We start from the raw sequence: 2,297 nt of genomic DNA, 5'->3' as shown, positions 1-2,297 counted from the left end.
CTGGCGGCATCACCGAGGGCAAGCATGCGGCCGAGAAGATCATGGCGGGTGCTAGCCTGGTGCAGATCTATTCCGGGTTTATCTACAAAGGCCCGGCGCTGATTCGCGAATCGGTCGATGCCATCGCCGCGCTGCGTAAATAACCCAGGCTGACCCGGTCCATGTAGGAGCTGCCGAAGGCTGCGATCTTTTGATCTTGTTTTTTAATATCAAAATCAAAAGATCGCAGCCTGCGGCAGCTCCTACATGGTGCGAGTGAAAATTCTCCACGGCATAAAAAAGGGCTCCTCGAAGGAGCCCCTGGGCCGTAGCCCGCCGTCCGGGAAGGACGTGCATGGTAAGTCGTTAAAAATTCAGATTGTCGTGTTGCAATAAGTGCCCTGTGTCAGCCGACGGCGTGAAGTTCGTTGAGTCTGTGGATCCCCGCAGTGCCGGTCATACCGTCCCAGTTGTCGCCGCGTCCTTCTCGCCAGCCGTTGATCCAGGCTTGGCGTACCGACGGTAGAGTAAATGGGCAAAGCTCGCGGGATTTGCCACCAACGCCATATTGATATCCGCGCAAAAATGCTCTTTCCAACGGATCACGCTTAAGTCTTCTCATAGGGTGTTTCCCTCACTTGTTGACTGTTTGTGTCGCGTTGACCTCAACCGAGGTCTGGCAGAAAAAACCTGCCGTGGTGCGGCTCGCTGCCGGCGTGGCGAGCCAAGGTGTTGACGCCGTTGCGACGTCAACCTGTGATCAGTTCTAACCAATGAGTCACACCGAGGGAATGATCGTTTTGTCATAAGGACGTAACGAAAATAGTGCTACAGCCATAAGTAACGACGGGTTTCATGAACGTTTTTTCACCAAACCCCGGTATGATCGGCCCCGCGCTGGATGATGGGGTTAATCCTTTAGTGAGAATGACCCACGTTTACGCTGGGGTACTAAGCGACGAAGGGTCGCTTTGAGACTTTTTGTTTCACCGACTTTTTTACCTGTCCTTGCATCTAAGCTCTTTTAACCCGAGCAGCGGGGATGGAACGGCACACCTTCGTGCCACGCGGGCGCTCTTTTAGAAAAGTGCCTGATTGAAAACCGGATCGGCAATGCGTTGCCGATTCACTAGCCAAAGGCTCTGGAAATACCATGTCCGATCGTTTCGAACTCTTCCTCACTTGCCCCAAAGGCCTTGAAGGCCTGCTCATCGAGGAAGCCGTCGGGCTTGGCCTTGAAGACGCCCGCGAGCACACCTCCGCCGTGCGTGGCATGGCCACCATGGAAACCGCCTATCGCCTGTGCCTGTGGTCGCGTCTGGCCAACCGGGTGCTGCTGGTGCTCAAGCGTTTCCCGATGAAGGACGCCGAAGATCTGTACCACGGCGTGCTCGATGTCGAATGGCAGGACCACATGCTCGCCGACGGTACCCTGGCTGTTGAATTCAGTGGCCACGGTTCGGGCATCGACAACACTCACTTCGGTGCGCTGAAAGTCAAAGACGCCATCGTCGACAAACTGCGTACCCCGCAGGGTGACCGCCCAAGCATCGACAAGCTCAACCCTGACCTGCGCATTCACCTGCGCCTGGATCGCGGCGAAGCGATCCTGTCCCTCGACCTGTCCGGCCACAGCCTGCACCAGCGCGGTTATCGCCTGCAGCAGGGCGCGGCACCGCTGAAGGAAAACCTCGCGGCAGCGATCCTGATCCGTTCCGGCTGGCCGCGCATTGCGGCCGAAGGCGGCGCGCTGGCTGACCCGATGTGCGGTGTCGGTACGTTCCTGGTCGAAGCGGGGATGATCGCCGCCGACATGGCACCGAACCTGCGTCGCGAGCAATGGGGCTTCACTGCGTGGCTGGGTCACGTTCCGGCGCTGTGGAAAAAACTCCATGAAGAAGCCGTCGAGCGTGCCGCTGCCGGTCTGGCCAAGCCGCCACTGTGGATTCGCGGTTACGAAGCCGACCCGCGCCTTATTCAACCGGGCCGCAACAACGTCGAGCGTGCCGGTCTGAGCGAGTGGATCAAGATCTATCAGGGCGAAGTCGCGACCTTCGAGCCGCGCCCGGACCAGAACCAGAAAGGTCTGGTGATCTGCAACCCGCCGTACGGCGAGCGTCTTGGCGACGAAGCCAGCCTGCTCTATCTCTACCAGAACCTCGGCGAGCGTCTGCGTCAGGCCTGCCTGAACTGGGAAGCGGCGGTGTTCACCGGCGCTCCGGATCTGGGCAAGCGCATGGGCATTCGCAGCCACAAACAGTATTCGTTCTGGAACGGCGCGCTGCCGTGCAAATTGCTGCTGATCAAGGTGCTGCCGG

General features: G+C 58.6%; 2 protein-coding genes and 1 pseudogene. 2 read left to right on the top strand and 1 reads right to left on the bottom strand.

Annotated features, from left to right (window positions below; translation table 11 throughout):
• A pseudogene (locus DBR18_RS03895) lies at positions 1-143 on the top strand (quinone-dependent dihydroorotate dehydrogenase); the annotation flags it as partial.
• A 242-nt stretch (positions 144-385) separates the two neighbouring features.
• On the opposite strand, the gene rmf reads toward DBR18_RS03895, so the two are convergent.
• Entirely contained in the window at positions 386-601 is a 216-nt protein-coding gene (rmf, locus tag DBR18_RS03885; protein WP_003223300.1) for a ribosome modulation factor, read from the bottom strand.
• A gap of 531 nt (positions 602-1,132) precedes the next feature.
• Here rmf and rlmKL point away from each other — a divergent pair.
• On the top strand, positions 1,133-2,297 hold a 1,165-nt coding region (gene rlmKL / locus DBR18_RS28685; RefSeq protein WP_256588525.1), incomplete at its 3' end, for a bifunctional 23S rRNA (guanine(2069)-N(7))-methyltransferase RlmK/23S rRNA (guanine(2445)-N(2))-methyltransferase RlmL.

This window comes from Pseudomonas sp. HMWF021 (assembly GCF_003061005.1).
Lineage (GTDB): Bacteria > Pseudomonadota > Gammaproteobacteria > Pseudomonadales > Pseudomonadaceae > Aquipseudomonas.
This window is presented reverse-complemented; position numbering and strand designations above follow the sequence as displayed.

Coding starts and splice junctions, on each gene's coding strand:
- rmf (WP_003223300.1), bottom strand. CDS start 601: ATGAGAAGACTTAAGCGTGATCCGTTGGAAAGAGCATTTTTGCGCGGA.